Origin of the sequence: Pseudonocardia sp. Ae150A_Ps1 (genome assembly GCF_001932315.1) — a bacterium.
Taxonomy (GTDB): domain Bacteria; phylum Actinomycetota; class Actinomycetes; order Mycobacteriales; family Pseudonocardiaceae; genus Pseudonocardia.
Map to the genome: position 1 here is coordinate 2050076 of NZ_MCIJ01000001.1, position 17517 is coordinate 2067592.

General features: G+C 73.9%; 13 protein-coding genes and 2 pseudogenes. 2 read left to right on the plus strand and 13 right to left on the minus strand.

Annotated elements, in window-relative coordinates; genetic code table 11:
• Positions 1-79: 79 nt before the first annotated feature.
• Positions 80-1951: a prolyl oligopeptidase family serine peptidase gene (locus tag Ae150APs1_RS09365; RefSeq protein ID WP_170918067.1), complete on the plus strand. Its 1872-nt coding sequence runs from the start codon at positions 80-82 to the stop codon at positions 1949-1951.
• Here the strand turns inward: Ae150APs1_RS09365 and Ae150APs1_RS09370 are convergent.
• The 5 genes and pseudogenes from Ae150APs1_RS09370 to Ae150APs1_RS09385 form a co-directional block, all read right to left on the minus strand.
• Positions 1938-3485, minus strand: coding sequence for a serine/threonine-protein kinase (locus tag Ae150APs1_RS09370; RefSeq protein WP_075296983.1), 1548 nt, complete (start codon positions 3483-3485; stop codon positions 1938-1940). The genes Ae150APs1_RS09365 and Ae150APs1_RS09370 overlap by 14 nt on opposite strands.
• A 139-nt stretch (positions 3486-3624) precedes the next feature.
• A pseudogene (locus Ae150APs1_RS33465) lies at positions 3625-3900 on the minus strand (transglycosylase family protein); the annotation flags it as partial.
• A gap of 306 nt (positions 3901-4206) precedes the next feature.
• A pseudogene (locus tag Ae150APs1_RS34275) lies at positions 4207-4632 on the minus strand (putative collagen-binding domain-containing protein); the annotation flags it as partial.
• A gap of 106 nt (positions 4633-4738) precedes the next feature.
• Positions 4739-6157 (minus strand): aldehyde dehydrogenase family protein, encoded by a 1419-nt coding sequence (locus Ae150APs1_RS09380; protein ID WP_075296985.1) that lies wholly within the window; start codon positions 6155-6157, stop codon positions 4739-4741.
• A 44-nt stretch (positions 6158-6201) separates the two neighbouring features.
• Entirely contained in the window at positions 6202-6828 is a 627-nt protein-coding gene (locus Ae150APs1_RS09385) for a disulfide bond formation protein DsbA (RefSeq protein WP_075296986.1), read from the minus strand.
• Positions 6829-6933: 105 nt separating this feature from the next.
• On the opposite strand from Ae150APs1_RS09385, the gene pepN reads away from it, so the two are divergent.
• Positions 6934-9531, plus strand: coding sequence for an aminopeptidase N (pepN, locus tag Ae150APs1_RS09390; protein ID WP_075296988.1), 2598 nt, complete (start codon positions 6934-6936; stop codon positions 9529-9531).
• A gap of 70 nt (positions 9532-9601) precedes the next feature.
• Here pepN and Ae150APs1_RS09395 read toward each other — a convergent pair whose 3' ends face one another.
• From Ae150APs1_RS09395 to Ae150APs1_RS09430, 8 genes are all read right to left on the minus strand, one after another.
• Entirely contained in the window at positions 9602-9973 is a 372-nt protein-coding gene (locus tag Ae150APs1_RS09395) for a hypothetical protein (protein ID WP_139317619.1), read from the minus strand.
• Positions 9974-10134: 161 nt separating this feature from the next.
• Positions 10135-11718 (minus strand): HAMP domain-containing sensor histidine kinase, encoded by a 1584-nt coding sequence (locus Ae150APs1_RS09400; RefSeq protein WP_075296990.1) that lies wholly within the window; start codon positions 11716-11718, stop codon positions 10135-10137.
• 154 nt (positions 11719-11872) lie between these two features.
• Complete coding sequence (locus Ae150APs1_RS09405) at positions 11873-12538, minus strand: response regulator transcription factor (RefSeq protein WP_075296992.1); 666 nt, start codon at positions 12536-12538, stop codon at positions 11873-11875.
• Positions 12539-12660: 122 nt separating this feature from the next.
• Positions 12661-13143, minus strand: a complete 483-nt coding sequence (locus Ae150APs1_RS09410; protein ID WP_010241297.1) for a DUF5130 family protein — start codon at positions 13141-13143, stop codon at positions 12661-12663.
• Positions 13130-13366, minus strand: coding sequence for a hypothetical protein (locus Ae150APs1_RS09415; RefSeq protein WP_010241295.1), 237 nt, complete (start codon positions 13364-13366; stop codon positions 13130-13132). The genes Ae150APs1_RS09410 and Ae150APs1_RS09415 overlap by 14 nt, the downstream gene beginning before the upstream one ends.
• Positions 13367-13377: 11 nt before the next feature.
• Entirely contained in the window at positions 13378-14808 is a 1431-nt protein-coding gene (locus Ae150APs1_RS09420; RefSeq protein WP_075296994.1) for a DUF2252 domain-containing protein, read from the minus strand.
• Between the two features lie 16 nt (positions 14809-14824).
• The gene (locus Ae150APs1_RS09425; protein WP_075296996.1) at positions 14825-16153 is read right to left on the minus strand and encodes an MFS transporter; all 1329 of its coding nucleotides are present in this window, start codon (positions 16151-16153) and stop codon (positions 14825-14827) included.
• Positions 16154-16163: 10 nt separating this feature from the next.
• A complete protein-coding gene (locus Ae150APs1_RS09430) occupies positions 16164-17513 on the minus strand; it encodes a UDP-glucose/GDP-mannose dehydrogenase family protein (protein WP_212567191.1) in 1350 nt (449 codons plus the stop codon).
• Between the last annotated feature and the right edge of the window lie 4 nt (positions 17514-17517).

The following is a 17517-nucleotide window of genomic DNA, read 5'->3' on the forward strand; positions in this document are numbered from 1 at the left end:
GACCGGGTACGTTCCGGTCTGCGGCGACGGCCGGCCGATGGGATGTGATGCAGGAAGGGGGTGATCACCGGTGGACACGGTGCGCACGGAACCGACGACCGGACCGGCGGTCCCCGCTGCCGAGCCCGCGGCGGCCGCCGCCGGGCACCACTCCCCCGTGGTCTCGCCGGACGGCACCCGGATCGCCTGGATCTCCGACCTGTCCGGCCGCCCACGGGTGCACATCGCGCCGCTCCCCGAACACGGCCCGGTCGATCCCGCCGGGAGCACCGTCCTCGTCGCCGACGGCGAGCACCCCGACGTCACGACCCTGGCGTGGTCGCCGGACGGCGGCCGGATCGCCGTCGAGATCGCCCCGTCCGGGAGCGACCGCACCCGGGTCGCGCTGCTCGATCCCGACGGCGGCCCGCCGGTCGAGATCGCCCCGGCGGCGACGGCGGTCACGCTCGGCGCCTGGGCTCCCACCGGACGCTGGCTGGGCGTCACCATCCTCACCGACACCGGCGACCCCGGCTCCGACGACTACGGCACCGGCACCGCCTGCCTCGTCGACGTCCGTGACGGATCCTCGGTCGTGCTCGGGACCGGGCAGGCCGCCACCGTCCAGGCGATCTCCGCCGACGGCCGTCGGGTCGTGCTCCGCACCGGGCGCCGCGGCGAGCGGGGCCTGGACCTGGTGGACCTGCGGACCGGTGCGCGCGACCGGCTGATCGGCGGCCCCGGCGGGGCGCTCACCGCCACCGCCCGCTTCGGCAGCGCGCCGGGCACGCTGTGGGTGCACACCGACGCCGACCGGGAGCACTCCGCCCTGCTCGCCGTCGCGCTCGGCCCGGCCGCCGACCACCGGATCGCCCCCGCCCGGCCGGTCGCCGTCCGGCCCGGAGCCGATCTCGACGTCGTCGCGCTGGACCGGTCCGGTGCGCGGGCCGCGCTGGTGTGGAACGCCGGCGGGCGCAGCGAGCTGGAGATCGCCGACCTGCGGGGTGGACGGCCGCAGCGTCTGGTCGCGCCGTGCGACGTCGTCACCACGGTCTCGTTCGGCCGCGACGGCGCGGAGCTCCTGGTCGCGGGGCACGGCCCCGGGATCCCGCCGCACGTCGTCCGGATGCCGGTGGGTGGCGGGCACGCGACCGCACTGATCGGCGGCGCACCGGTCCCGCCGGTGCCGCCGCGGCCCGAGCGCGTGCTGTTCCCGGCCGAGGACGGGCTGCGGATCGCCGGGTGGCTGCACCGGCCCGTCGCTCCGAACGGCACCGGGTTCGTCTGGCTGCACGGCGGCCCGGAGTCCGAGGAGCGGCCCGGCTGGGCACCGCTGCTGCACGCACTCGTCGCCGCGGGCGTCACCGTCCTGACCCCGAACGTCCGGGGGTCCTCCGGGCGGGGCCGGGCGTTCGCCCGGCTGGACGACGGCGAGCTGCGGCCGTCGTCGGTCGGTGACGTGCGGGCGGCGACCCGGCTGCTCGCGGGGGTGCCGGACGTCGGCCCGGACCGGATCGTCGTCGGCGGGCGGTCCTACGGCGGGTTCCTGACCCTCGCGGCGCTCACCCGGTATCCCGACCTGTTCGCGGGCGGGGTCGACGTGTGCGGGATGTCCGACATGGTCGCCTTCTACGCCGACACCGAGCCGTGGATCGCCGGGCCCGCCGTCACCGAGTACGGCGACCCGCGCACCGACGCGCCGCTGCTGGAGACGATCTCACCGCTGCGCGAGACCGACCGGATCGGCGTGCCGCTGCTGGTCGTGCACGGCGAGCAGGACGGCAACGTCCCGATCGGGCAGGCCGTCGCCGTCCACGACGCGCTGGACGCCCGCGGAGCCCCGGTCGAGCTGATCCGCATCCCGGACGAGGGTCACGAGGTGCACGACCGGCACACCCGTGCGCGGCTGACCGCCCGAATCGTGTCCTGGGTGACCGGGGTGGCGGAGCGTGACCGGATCAGGCCGAGCTGAACGACTGCATGATCTCCTGGCCCTGGTCGTCGGTGCCGACGACGAACCGGTAGTTCTCCCGGGTCGTGCTGCCGTCGGCCCGCATGAACACCACGGTCGCGGTGACGGTGTTCGGGCCCGCGTTGCGCAGGTTCTCGGCGTAGACGGTGCGCATCCCGCTGTAGAACTCGCGGAACCCGTCGATGCCCTGCGACTGTGCCTGCGCCTGCGGGCTGAGCCGCGCGAACGCACCGTCGATGTTCTCGGGCAGCATCCGGTAGTAGTTCTGGACGAACGAGACCGGGTCCTGCACCTCGCCGCTGCCGGTGGTCGGGCCGGGAGTCGTCGTCGGTGCCGGGGTGGTGGTCGGCGCGGCAGGCGGCGGCGCCTCGCTCGTCGGGGCCGCCACCGGAGGAACCTGCTGCTGCGACTGGTTGCTGTAGACCCCGAAGGCCACACCCCCGCCGACGACGAGCAGCGCGGCGACGACGGCCAGCACGACCGGGAGCCGGGCGCGCCCGCCGTTCCCACCGGAGGCCGCGGCGGCACCGCGCTTGCGGCCGCCGTTGCCGCCGCCCGGGATGACCTGCGGGGCCGGCACGGCCGGGGAGTCGACGACGGTGCCGCCGCCCTGCGCCTCGGCGAACTCGCCCGCGTGGTCGCCGGCGTCGTGGCTGTCCATCGTGGCCGTCGCGGACGACGGCGTCGCCAGCCCGGCGATCGACCGGCCCGCGGCGATCCGCCCGAGGGCCTCGCGCGCCTGCGCGGCGCTGGGCCGCTCGGCCGGGTCGTTGGCGAGCAGGCGCATGAGCAGCGCCGTGACCGGACCGGCCTCGGACGGCGGGGTGATCGCGCCGGTCGCGACCTTGTGGAGCAGCGCGTAGGCGTTGTCGTCCAGACCGAACGGGGGCTCGCCCTCGACCGAGGCGTAGAGCATGGCGCCGAGCGCGAAGACGTCGGACGCGGCGGTCGGCTCCTGGCCGCGTGCGACCTCGGGCGCGAGGAACGCCGGTGTGCCGGCGATCACGCCGGTCCGGGTGAGCTGGACGTCGTCGACCGCGCGGGACACGCCGAAGTCGGTGATCTTGGCCCGGCCGTCCTCGGCGATCAGGACGTTGCCCGGCTTGATGTCACGGTGTACGACACCCGCGGTGTGCGCGGCGGCCAGGCCGTCGGCGACCTGGCGGCCGATCGCGGCGGCCTCCCGCGGCGGGATCGGCCCCTTCTCGGCGAGCACGGCGGCCAGCGAACGGGACGGGAGGTACTCCATGACCAGCCACGGACGGTCGTCGTGCACGACGACGTCGAACATGCTGATCACGTGCGCGTGCTGCAGACGGGCGCCGATCCGGCCCTCGCGCAGGATCCGCTGCCGCGACTCCTCGAGCTGGTCGGGCGACGGCAGGGCGGCCGCGAGAAGCTCCTTGACGGCGACCGTGCGGTTCAGCAACTCGTCCGTGCCACGCCACACGGCACCCATCGCACCGGCGCCGACCCGCTCGTCGAGCCGGTAGCGATTCCCGATCCGGTGGGCCTCGGGGGTGGGCGAGCTCATGGGGTCCAAGGGTAGGGAATCGGGCCGGAGCCGACGCCAGCAGGGCACCGAGTCCGGACGACCGGGCGGGGGACGTTCGAGACTACGCGTCGACCGTCGGCGCATCCAGCGTCCGGCGGCCACTCCGGAGTGGAGACCGTCACCTCGGCAGGTCGAGCCTGCGTGCGCATGCCGGCCACGATCCGTAACCGCCGCGGGCGTCCCGGACCTTCGTGGCGATCTCGATCTGCTGCTCGCGGGACGCGCCGTCCGCGGTAGGGGCGTACCGGGTGCCGCCGAAGTCGCTCCAGGTGCCCTTGTCGAACTGGAGGCCGCCGTAGTAGCCGTTGCCGGTCGAGATCTGCCAGTCGCCGGAGGACTCGCACCGGCTGAGGCGGTCCCAGACGGCGGCGTCCGGGGTGTCCGGCTGCTGCGTCGTGACCGGTTCGGGCTTCGCGGCCGGTCCGGGCTTCGCGGGCGGCTCGGGCTTCGCGGGGGCCGGGTCGCCCGGGAAGCGGCGGTGCTCGGGGTCGGTGCCGGAGGTGGGGGCGTCCCCGGCACGGTCCGGGTCGCCGGAACCCGTCTCGCCGGAGGCCGGATCGCCGGAGGCCGGATCGCCGGAGGCCGGATCGCCGGAACCCGGGGCCGGACGCGCCGTCTCCCCGGCCGTCCCGGCGACGGTGTCGGCGACGGCGTCCGCGTCGGGGGCGCCGTACCCGGCCGCGGCGTCGTCGACGACCAGCACCCACTCCCGTCCGCCGCCGTCGGGCACGGGGAACCGGGCGACGCCGACGCTCGCGAGCACGGCCAGCTCCAGCGTCCGGCCGGTGGCGGGCTCCACCCACCACGGCCGGGCCGTGTCACCGGCGAGGAGGTTCAGGTCGAGGACGACGTCGCCCCCGGCGGGCGTGTGGCCCAGCACGTAGGACCCGTCCTCGGCGCTCGCGACGCCGACCCGCCGGTCGACGGCCGCCGCGCGGACCGTGAACGCGCCGTCGCGGTACGGGCTCAGCGCCGTGCGGGCGACACGGTCGGCGCCGGGCCCCGCCGGTGTGACCGCCGCGGCGACGGCCAGGTGTGTCCCGGCGAGCACGAGCACAGTGCCGACCACACCGCCGAGAACACTGCCGAGTACCGGGGCCGACCGTCGTGAGTTCCAGGTGTCCACGGCGGGGCACCCTGTACGTCCGGCGCCCCGGCCACGGCCGAAGCGGCCCGGACGTTCGCGATCGCACCCGCCGGGCCCGGCGGGGCGGGGCCGTCCGCCACAGGACCTACTGCTGGATCGACTTGGTCTCCAGGAACTCCTCCAGCCCGTACCGGCCCAGCTCCCGGCCGTTGCCGGACTGCTTGTACCCGCCGAACGGCGCCTGGATGTTGAAGGCGCCGCCGTTCACGTCCACCTGTCCCGTCCGCAGCCGGCGCGCGACGGCCATCGCGTGCTCCTGCTCGCCGAACACCGCCCCGGCCAGGCCGTAGACGGTGCTGTTGGCGATCTCGACGGCCTGCTCCTCGTCGGCGTAGGGGATCACCGACAGCACCGGGCCGAAGATCTCCTCCTGCGCGATGACGGCGTCCGGCTCGACGTCGGCGAAGATCGTCGGGCGGACGTAGGCACCGCCGTCGAGGCCCTCAACCGGCCCCGGGCCGCCGAAGACGACCCGGGCACCGTCGGCGACACCGCGCTCGACGTAGCCGCGCACCCGCTCCTGCTGGGCCGCCGACGACATCGGACCGATCCGGGTCGACGGGTCGGTCGGGTCGCCGACGCTGTACTTCTCCGCCGCCGCGACGAGCTGGGCGACGATCTCCTCCTGCTTCGAGGCGGGCACGAGCATCCGGGTCCACGCGGTGCAGGTCTGGCCGCCGTTGATCCAGGCGTTGCCGAGGCCCACCTTGACCGCCCTGGCCAGGTCGGCGTCCTCGAGGACCACGTTCGCCGACTTACCGCCCAGCTCCAGCGCGACCCGCTTGACGGTGTCGGCGGCGACCACCGAGACCCGCTTGCCGGCCCGGGTGGAGCCGGTGAAGGACACCATGTCGACGTCCGGGTGCGCCGCGATCGCCTCGCCGACGACGGGCCCGGTGCCGTGCACGACGTTGAACGCGCCCGCGGGCAGCCCGGCCGCCGCCGCGACCTCGGCGAGTATCTGCGCGGTCAGCGGCGCGACCTCGGTCGGCTTCAGGACGACCGTGTTCCCGGCCAGCAGCGCGGGCGCGACCTTCGCGACGATCTGGTGCAGCGGGTAGTTCCACGGCGTGATCGCGCCGACCACGCCGATCGGCTCCCGGACGACCAGCGAGTTGCCGATCTCCTCGGTCCAGGCGAAGCCGTCGGCCAGCCCCGCGACCGTCGCCGACGACCCGATCGGCATCGCGACCTGCACCTTCTGCGAGAAGGTGATCGGCGAGCCCATCTCGGCGGTGATCGTGTCGGCGATCTCGCCCGCCCGCTCCTTCAGCCCGGCGGAGATCGCCTTCACCACGGCCGCGCGCTGCCCGACCGGCGTCTCCGACCATCCCGGGAACGCGGCACGGGCGGCCGCGACCGCGGCGTCGACGTCGGCGGCGGTCCCGGCGGGCACCGACCCGACGGGCGCCCCGGTCGCCGGGTCCACCACCTCGATCCGGTCGGTGCCCGCGGACTCGCGGGAGGTGCCGCCGATGACGTGGGACAGCGTCGTCTCGCTCATGCCCTGATCCTCACACGCGGGGCAAGGGCAGGCTCACCATTCGCTCAGTAGTCGAACGACGGGTCCTCGGTGCGGGTCCGCTTCAGCTCGAAGAAGTGCGGGTTCTCCGCCATCAGCCGGGCGCCGTCGAACAGCCGTCCGGCGTCCTCGCCCTTCGGCACCCGGGAGATGACGGGCCCGAAGAACGCGACGCCGTCGACGTGGATGGTCGGGGTACCGACGTCCAGCCCCACCGGGTCCATGCCCTCGTGGTGGCTGACCTTCAGCTTCTCGTCCCACTCGGTCGAGTGCGCGGCGTCGGCCAGCGCCCCGGGCAGGTCCAGCTCCTTGAGGGCCCCGGCGATCACGTCGTCGAAGTCCTTGTTCTGCTGGTTGTGGATCCGCTCGCCCATCGCGGTGTAGAGCGGACCGAGGATCTCCGGCCCGTGCGCCTCGGCGGCGGCGATGCAGACCCGGACCGGGCCCCACGCGCGGTCCATCAGGTCGCGGTACTTCTCGGGGAGGTCACGGCCCTCGTTGAGCACCGCGAGGCTCATCACGTGCCAGGTCACGTCTACCTCGCGGACCTTCTCCACCTCGAGCACCCACCGGGAGGTCAGCCAGGCCCAGGGACACAGCGGGTCGAACCAGACGTCGACGCGGGCACGGCCGTCGGCAGCAGCAGTCGTCATGTCGGGCGCAACGCCGGTGCCGCTCCGGGGATTCCGCGGGCCGTGGACCGGGCACCGTGATTGGATGCCGGTCGACCCCACTCCCGGGAGAGGACCTCGAACGACGTGACCCCGCCCAACCTGACCCGTGTCCAGGGCGAGGAGCGCGCAGCGCTGCTCGACGTGTCGACCTACGACGTCACGATCGACCTCACCGACGGCGCCGGTGCCCCCTCCGAGCGGACGTTCGCCGTCACCACCACCGTGCGGTTCGCCGCGGCGGAACCGGGCGGCAGCACCTGGATCGAGTGGGTCGGCGAGGACATCACCTCGGCGACGCTGAACGGGACCGGACTCGACGTCGCGGGATGGACCGAGGAGGGCGGCCTCGCGCTGCCGGACCTGGCGGCCGAGAACGAGCTGACGGTCGTCGCCACCGGCCTGTACACCAACACCGGTGAGGGCCTGCACCGTTTCGTCGACCCGGTCGACGGCGGTGTCTACCTCTACTCGCAGTTCGAGACGGCCGGCTGCAAGCGGCTCTTCCCGTGCTTCGACCAGCCCGACCTGAAGGCCCGCTACACGATCACCGTGACCGCGCCGGAGGACTGGAAGGTCGTCTCGAACGCACCGGCCGCCGTCGAGGACGGCGTGCACCGCTTCGAGCAGACCGGGATCCTCTCGACCTACCTGGTCGCGCTGATCGCGGGGCCGTACGCGAGCTGGCACGACACCTACCGCGACGAACACGCGGAGATCCCGCTCGGCATCTACTGCCGCGCCTCGCTGGCCCCGCACATGGACCACGAGCGGATCTTCACGGAGACGAAGCAGGGCTTCGACTTCTACCACCGCAACTTCCGGGTGACCTACCCGTTCGGCAAGTACGACCAGCTCTTCGTCCCGGAGTTCAACGCCGGCGCGATGGAGAACGCCGGTGCGATCACGTTCCTGGAGGACTACGTCTTCCGGTCCCGGGTCACCCGCACCCTCTACGAGCGGCGCGCCGAGACGATCCTGCACGAGATGGCGCACATGTGGTTCGGCGACCTCGTGACCATGCGCTGGTGGGACGACCTGTGGCTGAACGAGTCGTTCGCCACCTGGGCGTCCGTGCTGTGCCAGGCCGACGCCACCGAGTACACCAACGCCTGGACGACGTTCGCGAACGTCGAGAAGTCCTGGGCCTACCGGCAGGACCAGCTCCCGTCGACGCACCCGATCGCCGCGGACATCCCGGACCTGCAGGCCGTCGAGGTCAACTTCGACGGGATCACCTACGCCAAGGGCGCGTCGGTGCTCAAGCAGCTCGTCGCCTACGTCGGCCTGGAGCCGTTCCTGGCCGGGCTGCGGGACTACTTCGCCGCGCACGCCTGGGGCAACGCCACGTTCGACGACCTGCTGGGCGCGCTGGAGAAGGCGTCCGGGCGGGACCTGTCCGACTGGGGCGCGCAGTGGCTGCGCACCACCGGTCTGAACCTGCTGCGGCCGTCGTTCGGGGTCGACGAGGCGGGCAAGTTCACCTCGTTCGACGTCGTGCAGGGCGGGGCCCGCCCCGGCGCCGGCGAGCTGCGCACGCACCGGATCGCGGTCGGCGTGTACGACGACGACCCGGCGACCGGGAAGCTGGTCCGCACCCACCGGGTCGAGCTCGACGTCTCCGGCGAGCGGACCCCGGTCCCCGAGCTCGTCGGCCTCCCCCGCGGCAAGCTGGTCCTGGTCAACGACGACGACCTCACCTACTGTGCGCTGCGTCTCGACCCCGGCTCGCTGGCCACCCTGGTCGACCGGATCGGCGACATCGCCGACCCGCTGCCGCGGACGCTGTGCTGGTCGTCGGCCTGGGAGATGACCCGCGAGGCCGAGCTGAAGGCCCGCGACTTCGTCACCCTCGTCGCCGGCGGGTTCGACACCGAGACCGAGATCGGCGTCGTACAGCGGCTGCTGATGCAGGCCCAGACGGCGACGGCGTCGTACTGCACCCCGGAGTGGGCCGCCGGGCGAGGCTGGCCGCTGCTGACCGACGCGCTGCGCTTCCGGCTGGACACCGCCCCCGCCGGGTCGGACATCCAGCTCGCCGTCGTGAACGCCCTGGCCTCGTCGGTGCTGCCGGACGTCACCCTCGACGCGATGAAGGGCTGGCTGCTCGACGTGCAGGTCCCGGCCGGGCTGACCGTCGACGCCGACCTGCGCTGGCGGCTGCTGCACGCGCTGGTCGCGCACGGACGGGCGGGCGAGACCGAGATCGCCGAGGAGGAGCAGCGCGACGCGACCTCGACCGGTGCCCGGCAGGGTGAGCGGGCCCGCGCGCTGGTCCCGACCGCCGAGGCCAAGGAGCGGGCCTGGCAGCGTGCCGTGCACGACGACTCGCTGCCCAACTCGATGAACGAGTCGGCGATCGCGGGCTTCTCGCACCCCGCGCAGCGCGGCCTGCTCGACGGGTACGTCGACCGCTACTTCGCCGAGATCGACGGCGTGTGGGCACGGCGGACCTCGGAGCTGGCGCAGAACGTCGTCGTCGGGCTGTTCCCGTCCTGGGCGGTGGAGCCGAGCACCGTCGCCGCCGCCGACGCCTGGCTCGCCGACGAGTCGAAGCCGGCCGCCCTGCGCCGGCTGGTGACCGAGGGCCGCGCCGGGATCGTCCGGGCGCTCGCCGCCCGGGAGTTCGACGGCCAGCCGACGCCCTCCACCCCGGACCAGGCGACCGCCGTCGAGCAGCCCTGATCACGAGGACCCAGAGCGAGGGCCCCGGGAGCGTGCTCCCGGGGCCCTCGTGCTGTGCGTGGGTGGACGTTCAGCCGCGGCGGCGCAGCAGCGTCCGCAGCGGGTTGCGCGGCCGTGCGCGCGACCCGGTCTCGTCGGCGGAGCGGAACGCCCCGCAGGCCCGGGCGCCGCAGGCACCGCAGTCGCTGCCGGACCGGTAGTGCTCGTGCATCTCCTCCGGGTGCCCGCAGGTGCACATCGCCACGCCGGGCTGCGCCGGCGGGGCCGGGGCGACGGGCTCGGCCGCGGTCCGCTGCTGCGGGATGCGTGGCGGCGCCGACGGTGTGACGGAGGGCAGGCCGGTCGGCGGTGTGAGCACCGCTGCCGAGGGGGTCGAGGAATCAGGCGTGGCCCGGCGCCCGCTCGGGCCCGGGGCGGCTGCGCCGTCGTGCGATTGCGCCATGGTGACCTCCTTCGTGCGGACGGCGGAGGCCGGAGTCGTCACCGGACCACGCCGTCACGGCACCCAGTATGGGATCACCAAGGGCTCCGGGGGAATGACCCAGCGCGAACAACGTTGCCCGCGGTGACAGATCCGCAGGTCAGGACGCCGAGCTGACCCGATCAGTGGGCAACCGGAAGAGTGAGTACTGCCAGACAGCCCAGTGGATCGTGCGCCGTGTGGAGCACCAGATCGCCGCCGTGCTCGTGCGCCAACCGGGCGCTGATGTGGAGGCCGAGTCCCGATCCGCCCGCCGACTCGTCGTGCACCCCGCGTTCGATCACCATGGTGTCCTGCCCGCCGGGGAGGCCGGGCCCGGTGTCGCGGACCTCGACGGCCACGAAACCGGGGACGTCGGCGTCGCGGCCCCGTACCGTCACCGACGCCCCGGGGGCGTGCCGGGCGCAGTTGGCGAGCAGGTTGGTCACGACCTGGCGCGTGACCGACTCCGGCGCCGCGACGGCGGGCAGCCCGTCGTCGACCCGGAGGGTGATCCCCTGCTGGTCGGCTCGCAGGTCGACCAGCTGGTGCAGCACCGGTCCGACGCCGTGCACGTGCCCGTTCGCGGCGAGCGGCGCCGGGGTGACGGGCGCGAACGCCGGGCCCAGGTCGAGCAGTGCCGCGTCCCGCTCGTCGACGAGGGGATCGGGCTCCTCCGCGGGCCCGCCGGTGGCCAGCACCGGGCTCTCCAGCATCACGCGCAGCCGGCCGAGCTCGGACAGCACGGCCTCACGGAGCTGGTCGGTGCGGTCGTCGCCGTCGGTGTGCGAGAGCAGGTAGGCCGCACCCGCGAGGCCGGCGAGGCCGTTGCGCAGCTCGTGGTCGCGCTCGGCGGCCTGCCCGGCGGCGCGCTCGAGCAGCCGGGTCGCGTCGCCCAGGGTCTCCTGCAGCCGGTCGTACTCGTCCTGCAGCCGGGTCACCGCGCGCAGCGCCATGCTGAGCAGCGCCGACAGCACGACGGCCATCCCGAGGATCCGCAGCGACGGGTACACCAGGCCGGTCACCGGCTCGCTGGGGACGACGGCCCGGTACAGCTGCGACACCGCGATGACCAGCAGCCCCAGGCCGAGCCGGGACCGGACCCGGCTCTGCCGCCGGTAGCCGTCGAACAGGAACAGCACCGCGACGGCGGACCAGCCGGCCTGGATCAGGATCGACGGCAGCGGGCTGGTGGCCAGCACCGTGCTGAACGGCGTCTCCTCCTGGAGCGCGACCACGCCGCCGAGCGCCATCGCGACCACGAACAGCGCCCAGCCGCCCCAGGCCCCGAGCCGGGCCGGCGGTCGCAGGGCGGCGATCAGGATGCACATGCCCACCGCGAGCATGGACAGCACCGCGAGCCGGGACACCCCGGCCGGCTGCCCCTGGACGACGAGCGCCGACAGCGGCAGCACGACCACGCCGTAGAGCAGCAGCGCCGCCCCGAACCAGGACGGCCGCGGGTCCCCCGACAGCCGCCCGGTGACGAGGGCGACGATCGCCGCCGCCGAGCCGACCGCGGCGGCGACCAGGGTCAGGACCGAGGTCGAGGAGGCGACGTCGAGCCAGCCGGTGACGACCGCGGGCCGGGTGACCGCCACGACGACCACACAGAGGGTGACGACGACGAGTGCGTCGGCCAGGTGCCCCGCGAAGAACCGGGCGCGAAGATGCCGCCCGAGCACGCCGCTGAAGCTGCCCGCCGCCACGCTGTCCTCCTGGGTCATCGGAACTGATGAGGAGGGATGATAGGCCGAGATCCACACCTCAGGAGACAGGGTCACCCTTGCAGACGAACGGCCCTTCGACGCAGCGCGCCCGGGCCATCACCGCAGGTGGAGGCGCAGGGACGGACGGCCCAGCGGGACAGGTCCGGACGGCTCAGAGCCCTGCTGCCTTCCGGTAGAGCGCCACGGCCTCGAGCTGGGACCCGACCTCGAGCTTGGTGAGGACGGCGCGGATCTGGGTCCGGACGGTCGCCAGCGACACGACGAAATGGTCCGCGACGGCCTGGGCCCGCTTCCCGCCGGCGAGCAGCGCCAGCACCTCGCGCTCGCGCTGCGTGAGCTTGTTCAGCTTCTCGTGCAGGTCGCGGCGCTCGCTCTCGCGGTCGCGGTGCAGCTTGCTGAACTGCTCCCGGCGGCCGGGCGGCATCACCGACCGCCCCGCCCTGGCCTCGCGGATGGCGTTGAGCAGAGCCGGGAACGGGGCGTTCTTCGGGACGAAGACGAACCCCCCGGCGTCGAGCGCGGCGCCGACCCAGCCCGCGTCGGAGCTGCCGGACAGGACCACGACCCGCCATCCGAGGTCGACCAGCGGCGCGACCAGGCGCACCCCGTCGATCCGGTTGCCGTCCGGGTCCCGGCCGAGGTCCAGGTCGAGCACGATCAGCCCGGGCTCGCCGCGGCGGGCGTGGTCGAGGACGCCGGCCGCCGACCGCACGGGCTGGAACGTCGCGTCCTCACCCTCGGCGCGCAGGTTCAGCGCCAGGGCCGAACCGACCAGCTCGTGGTCGTCGACGATCAGGATCGGGCTCGCCCCGGTCATTCCGGGACCGCCTCGCGGGAATGCACTATAGTGACACCTTAAAACCGTTCGGCTGTTCGTGGTGTCGTGCACTTACCGGACACGCGGCTGGTCCGTTCGGCCGCGCGCCCGGTCGGGGCCGGTCAGCCCCGGGTACCGGCCTGGTCGGCCAGCATGCGCAGCCCGGAGAGCAGGCCACCGAAGAGATCGCCCTCCTTGAAGGACGCCACCATGCTCATCAGGGCGAGCTTGGCACCGCGGTCGGTCAGCCGGACCGCGGCCTCGGCGCCGGTGACGATCTCCAGCAGCCGCTGCCCGGGACTCACGGCGACCAGGACGGCGTCGTCGTAGCCCTCGATCCGGCCGTGCAGGTCGACGGCGGTCGCCCGCGCGTCGGACCCGAGGTCACCCAGGTACAGGGCGAACCGCAGGCCGGTCTCCCGGCTGGTGAGGGTCAGCGCGTCGTCGAGACGCGTGAGCTGCACCGGGGAGAACGGGAGGTCGGACCGGTCGGGCTCGCGGAACTGCTCGGCCACGGAGACACGGCCGGAGGCCGTGACCACCGACCCCTCCGGCAGGTCCTCCTCGTTGCCCTGGAAGACGGCGACGCCGCTACCACTTGCCACCGGTACCTCCTCGTGCGTCACTGCCGGCGGCTGGGGCGTGTGCCGCGTGGTGCGCGGCGCCGGCCGGGTTGGCGATCCAGAACAGGGGCTCGTACGTCCACGGGTCCCCCACGTTGTAGCGGGGGCGGGCGCTCCGGTTGCGCAGCGCGATCCACGTCCAGATCGCGAAGTACAGAACCACCGGCGCGACCACGAAGACCAGCAGGGTTTCGACGACGGTCACGGGGGCAGAATTTAGCCGATGGCCCCACCGGGCACCTGCTCAGGTGTCCGATCCGACAGGCGCCCCGACCGGATTGCGCGCAGCAACGCGTCGTGGTCGGCCTCGGTCTGGTCGGCGTAGGCGCGGGCGAAGGTGCACAGCGCGTCCGCGACCTTGCCGCCCTTGCCCAGGTAACCGGCGATCATGGACGCACCGGAGGTCCGGGCGTGCCCCTTCGCGAGCAGCTTCCCGCAGATGTCGGCGTAGTCCGCCAGCGCGGGCGCGGACAGCGTGTCCGGCACGATCGCGCCCTTCATGTCGCGGAACTGGCGGACGTAGTACTGGCGGCCGCCGACCGTCGTCCAGCCGAGCAGCGGGTCGGAGACGGTCTGCAGCGCCTGCTGGTACTCGACGACGCGCTGTCCCTGGTGCGAGTGCCACGCCTCGTGGCCGTGCACGTACGGGCCGACGACCGACCGCCGCGCCTGCTTGAGCTGGAGGAACAGCACGTCGTCCGGGCTGGAGCCCTCGCACAGCACCAGGTAGGCGCGCAGCCCGACCGAGCCGACCCCGACGACCTTGTGGGCGACGTCGGTGGCGTGGTAGACGCCGAGGATGCGCGCCCAGTGCGGCGGGAGCGTGGCGAGGTAGTCGTCGAGCGCGGCGAGGATCCGCTCGGTGTGCTCGTCGTCGGGGTGGGTGATCAGCGGCGGCTCGGTGACGATCCGGCGCTCGCCACCGTCCTCGCTCACGAACCGGGGCAGGGCCCGGTCGCTGGTCCGCTTGCGGGCGCGCTCGGCGGCCTTGTCGATGGCCCGGCGGGCGGTCTTGTGGTCGGCGTCGTCGCGCAGCGTCTCGACGCCCATGACGTCGAACGAGCGCGCCAGCAGCGGCTGCTCGGCCAGCGCGCGCAGATGCTCGGCGTAGGCGTGCACGCAGCGGGCGACGGCCTCGGCGCACTGCCGCTCCGACGCCCCCGAGTCCCGCCCGGCCACCCAGGTGGAGGCGACCAGCCGGCGCAGGTCCCACTCCCAGGCCCCGGGATGGGCCTCGTCGAAGTCGTTGAGGTCGAAGACGAGCTCGCGCTCCGGTGAGGCGTAGAAGCCGAAGTTGCCGAGATGGGCGTCGCCGCAGATCACCGGGTGGATCCCGGTGGCGGGCAGCACCGCGAAGTCGGCGGCGTGCAGCGCAGCGGCACCGCGCAGGAACGCGTGCGGCGACGCGCTCATCCGCTGCACGCGCAGCGGGACGAGCTCGGGCACCCGGCCGGAGTTGGTGATCTCGACGAGATCGACCGGGTCGACCCGCCGCAGCGCCGACGACCACGACGCGAGCGTGGACCGGGGCGCGGCCTCCCGCCGCCCCTTGCCGATCCGGTAGCGCTCGTCGCGCGGGGTGGAGCGGCGGTGCAGGGAGCCGAAGGACTCCCGGTCCGATCCGGCCAGCACGGGATGCGAGGTCACCCCGGTGTTGTACCCGCTAACGGGCCGTCGTGGGGGCCGCGGGCGTGCGGTGCAGGGTCAGCAGCACTACCGCGCTCAGCACGAAGATCACCGCCGAGCCGAGGTAGAGGGCCTGCGGGGACGCCCCCGCGTCGAGCAGCGCCCCCGCCGCGACCGGCGCGGCCACCGCCCCGATCCGGCCGACGCCGATCGCCGTGCCGACCCCGGTCGCCCGGATCCGGTCCGGGTACGACGTCGCGGCGAGCGCGTACAGGCCGCCGACGCAGCCGTTCACGACGACCCCGACCAGCATCCCGACGGCGAACGCGACGGCGAGCACCGACAGGGCGGGCAGCAGGAGCGCGAGCAGCGCGCCGCTCGCCAGCAGGTAGCCGGTCAGGACGCCGCGCAGCGGCCACCGGGCGGCCAGGGCGCCCAGCACGACCGTCCCGAAGATCCCGCCGACGTTCAGCAGGGTCCCGCCGGTCAACCCCTGCGACGGCGACAGGCCGGCCTCGAGCAGCAGCGTCGGCGTCCAGCTCGTGACGAAGTAGAACCCCGCCATCACCAGCACGAACATCGCCCAGAGGCCGACCGTCGTGCGGCGCAGTGCGGGTGTCAGCAGGGCTCGCGGCCCGCCGGCCACGGTGCCGGGCTCGGTGCCGGGCTCGGGATCCGGGAGCGCGGTGACGGTGGGCGCGTCCAGGCGGCGCAGCAGGGCGTTGACCCGGTCCAGGGCGCCCGCGGGCCGCCGGGTCAGCAGGAACCCGAGCGACTCGGGCAGCGCGCCGAGCACGAGCGGGACCGCGAGCAGGGTGGCGACGCCACCGATCAGGAACACCGTCCGCCAGCCGTGCGCCTCGATCAGCGCGACGGCCAGCAACCCGCCGAGCGTCGCACCGCCGGCGTAGCCGATCCCCTGCAGGCCCACCGCCATCGGCCGCCAGCGGCGCGAGGCGTACTCGGTGGCGATCGTGCTGCTGCAGGCGAGCACCCCGCCGACACCGACGCCGGTGAGCACACGCAACGCACCGAGGACGACCACCGACGGCGCGGCCGCCGACAGCAGCATCCCGATGCCCGCCACCACGAGCCCGGCGACGATGACGGGGCGCCGGCCGATCCGGTCCGCGGCAGGCGCGAGGAAGATCGAGCCCAGCGCCATGCCGACCAGCCCGGCGGACAACAGCAGCCCCAGCTCGGCGCCGCCGAGCCCCCACTCGGCGGCGACCGCGCGGCCGGTGAAGGCCATGACGAGCACGTCGAAGCCGTCGATCAGGTTCAGGACCAGGCAGACGGTCACCGCGCGCCACTGGAAGCGGCGCATCGGGGCGTCGTCGATCAGGGACCGCAGGTCGGTGCTCATCGCGCCGGCCTCAGACGTTCCGTCGCCCCAGCGCGCGGTAGGTCCAGCCCGCCGCCTCCCAGGTCTCACGGTCCAGCGCGTTGCGACCGTCGAGGACGCGGCGGGTGCGCACGACCTTCCCGAACGCCGCCGGGTCGAGCTGCTTGTACTGGCGCCACTCGGTCAGCAGCAGCACGGCGTCGGCGTTCTCCGCCGCCTCCTCCGGGGTCTCGACGAAGTCGAGCTGCGCCCAGTGCTTGCGCACGTTGTCCCCGGCCTGCGGGTCGGTCACCCGCACGTTCGCGCCCTGCAGCTGCAGCTGCGCCGCCACGTTCAGTGCCGGCGAGTCCCGGATGTCGTCGGAGTCGGGCTTGAACGCCGCACCCAGCACCGCGATCCGCTTGCCCAGCAGCGAGTCGTCGCACACCTGCCGCGCCAGCTCCACCATCCGGATCCGCCGCCGCATGTTGATGTTGTCGACCTCCCGCAGGAAGGTCAGTGCCTGGTCGGCCCCCAGCTCACCGGCCCGCGCCATGAACGCCCGGATGTCCTTCGGCAGGCATCCCCCGCCGAAGCCCAGCCCGGCGTTGAGGAACTTCCGGCCGATCCGGTCGTCGTGCCCGATCGCGTCGGCCAGCTGCTTCACGTCCGCACCGGTGGCCTCGCACAGCTCGGCCATCGCGTTGATGAAGGAGATCTTCGTGGCCAGGAACGAGTTCGCGGCGGTCTTGACCATCTCCGCGGTCGCGTAGTCCGTCACGACCTTCGGGGTGTCCTCGGCGACGATCCGCGCGTACACGGTGTCCAGCACCGCCTCGGCGTCGACGGCCGTCTCCACCCCGGACAGTCCCGGTACGCCGTAGACCAGGCGGTCGGGGTGCAGCGTGTCCTGCACCGCGAACCCCTCCCGGAGGAACTCCGGGTTCCACGCCAGCCCCGCGCCCGGCACCCGCTCGGCCACCAGCTCCGCCAGCCGCGCCGCGGTCCCCACCGGCACCGTGGACTTGCCCACGACCAGCTCACCCGAGCCGAGCACGTCCAGCAGCGACGCCGTCGCCGCCTCCACGTAGGTCAGGTCCGCCGCGTACTCGCCGCGCCGCTGCGGGGTGCCCACGCAGACGAAGTGCACCGCCGCACCCGCGGCCGTCGCCATGTCCGAGGAGAACGACAGCCGGCCCGAGTCCAGCGACCGCCGCAGCAGCTCGGAGAATCCCGGTTCGTAGAACGGCACCCGGCCCGCGGCCAGCGCCTCCGCCTTCTCCGCGTCGACCTCCACGCCGACGACCTCGTGGCCCAGCTCGGCCATCGACGCCGCGTGCACCGCACCCAGGTACCCGCAACCGATCACCGAGATCTTCAGGGGCTGGTCGCTCTCCGCCATGGGC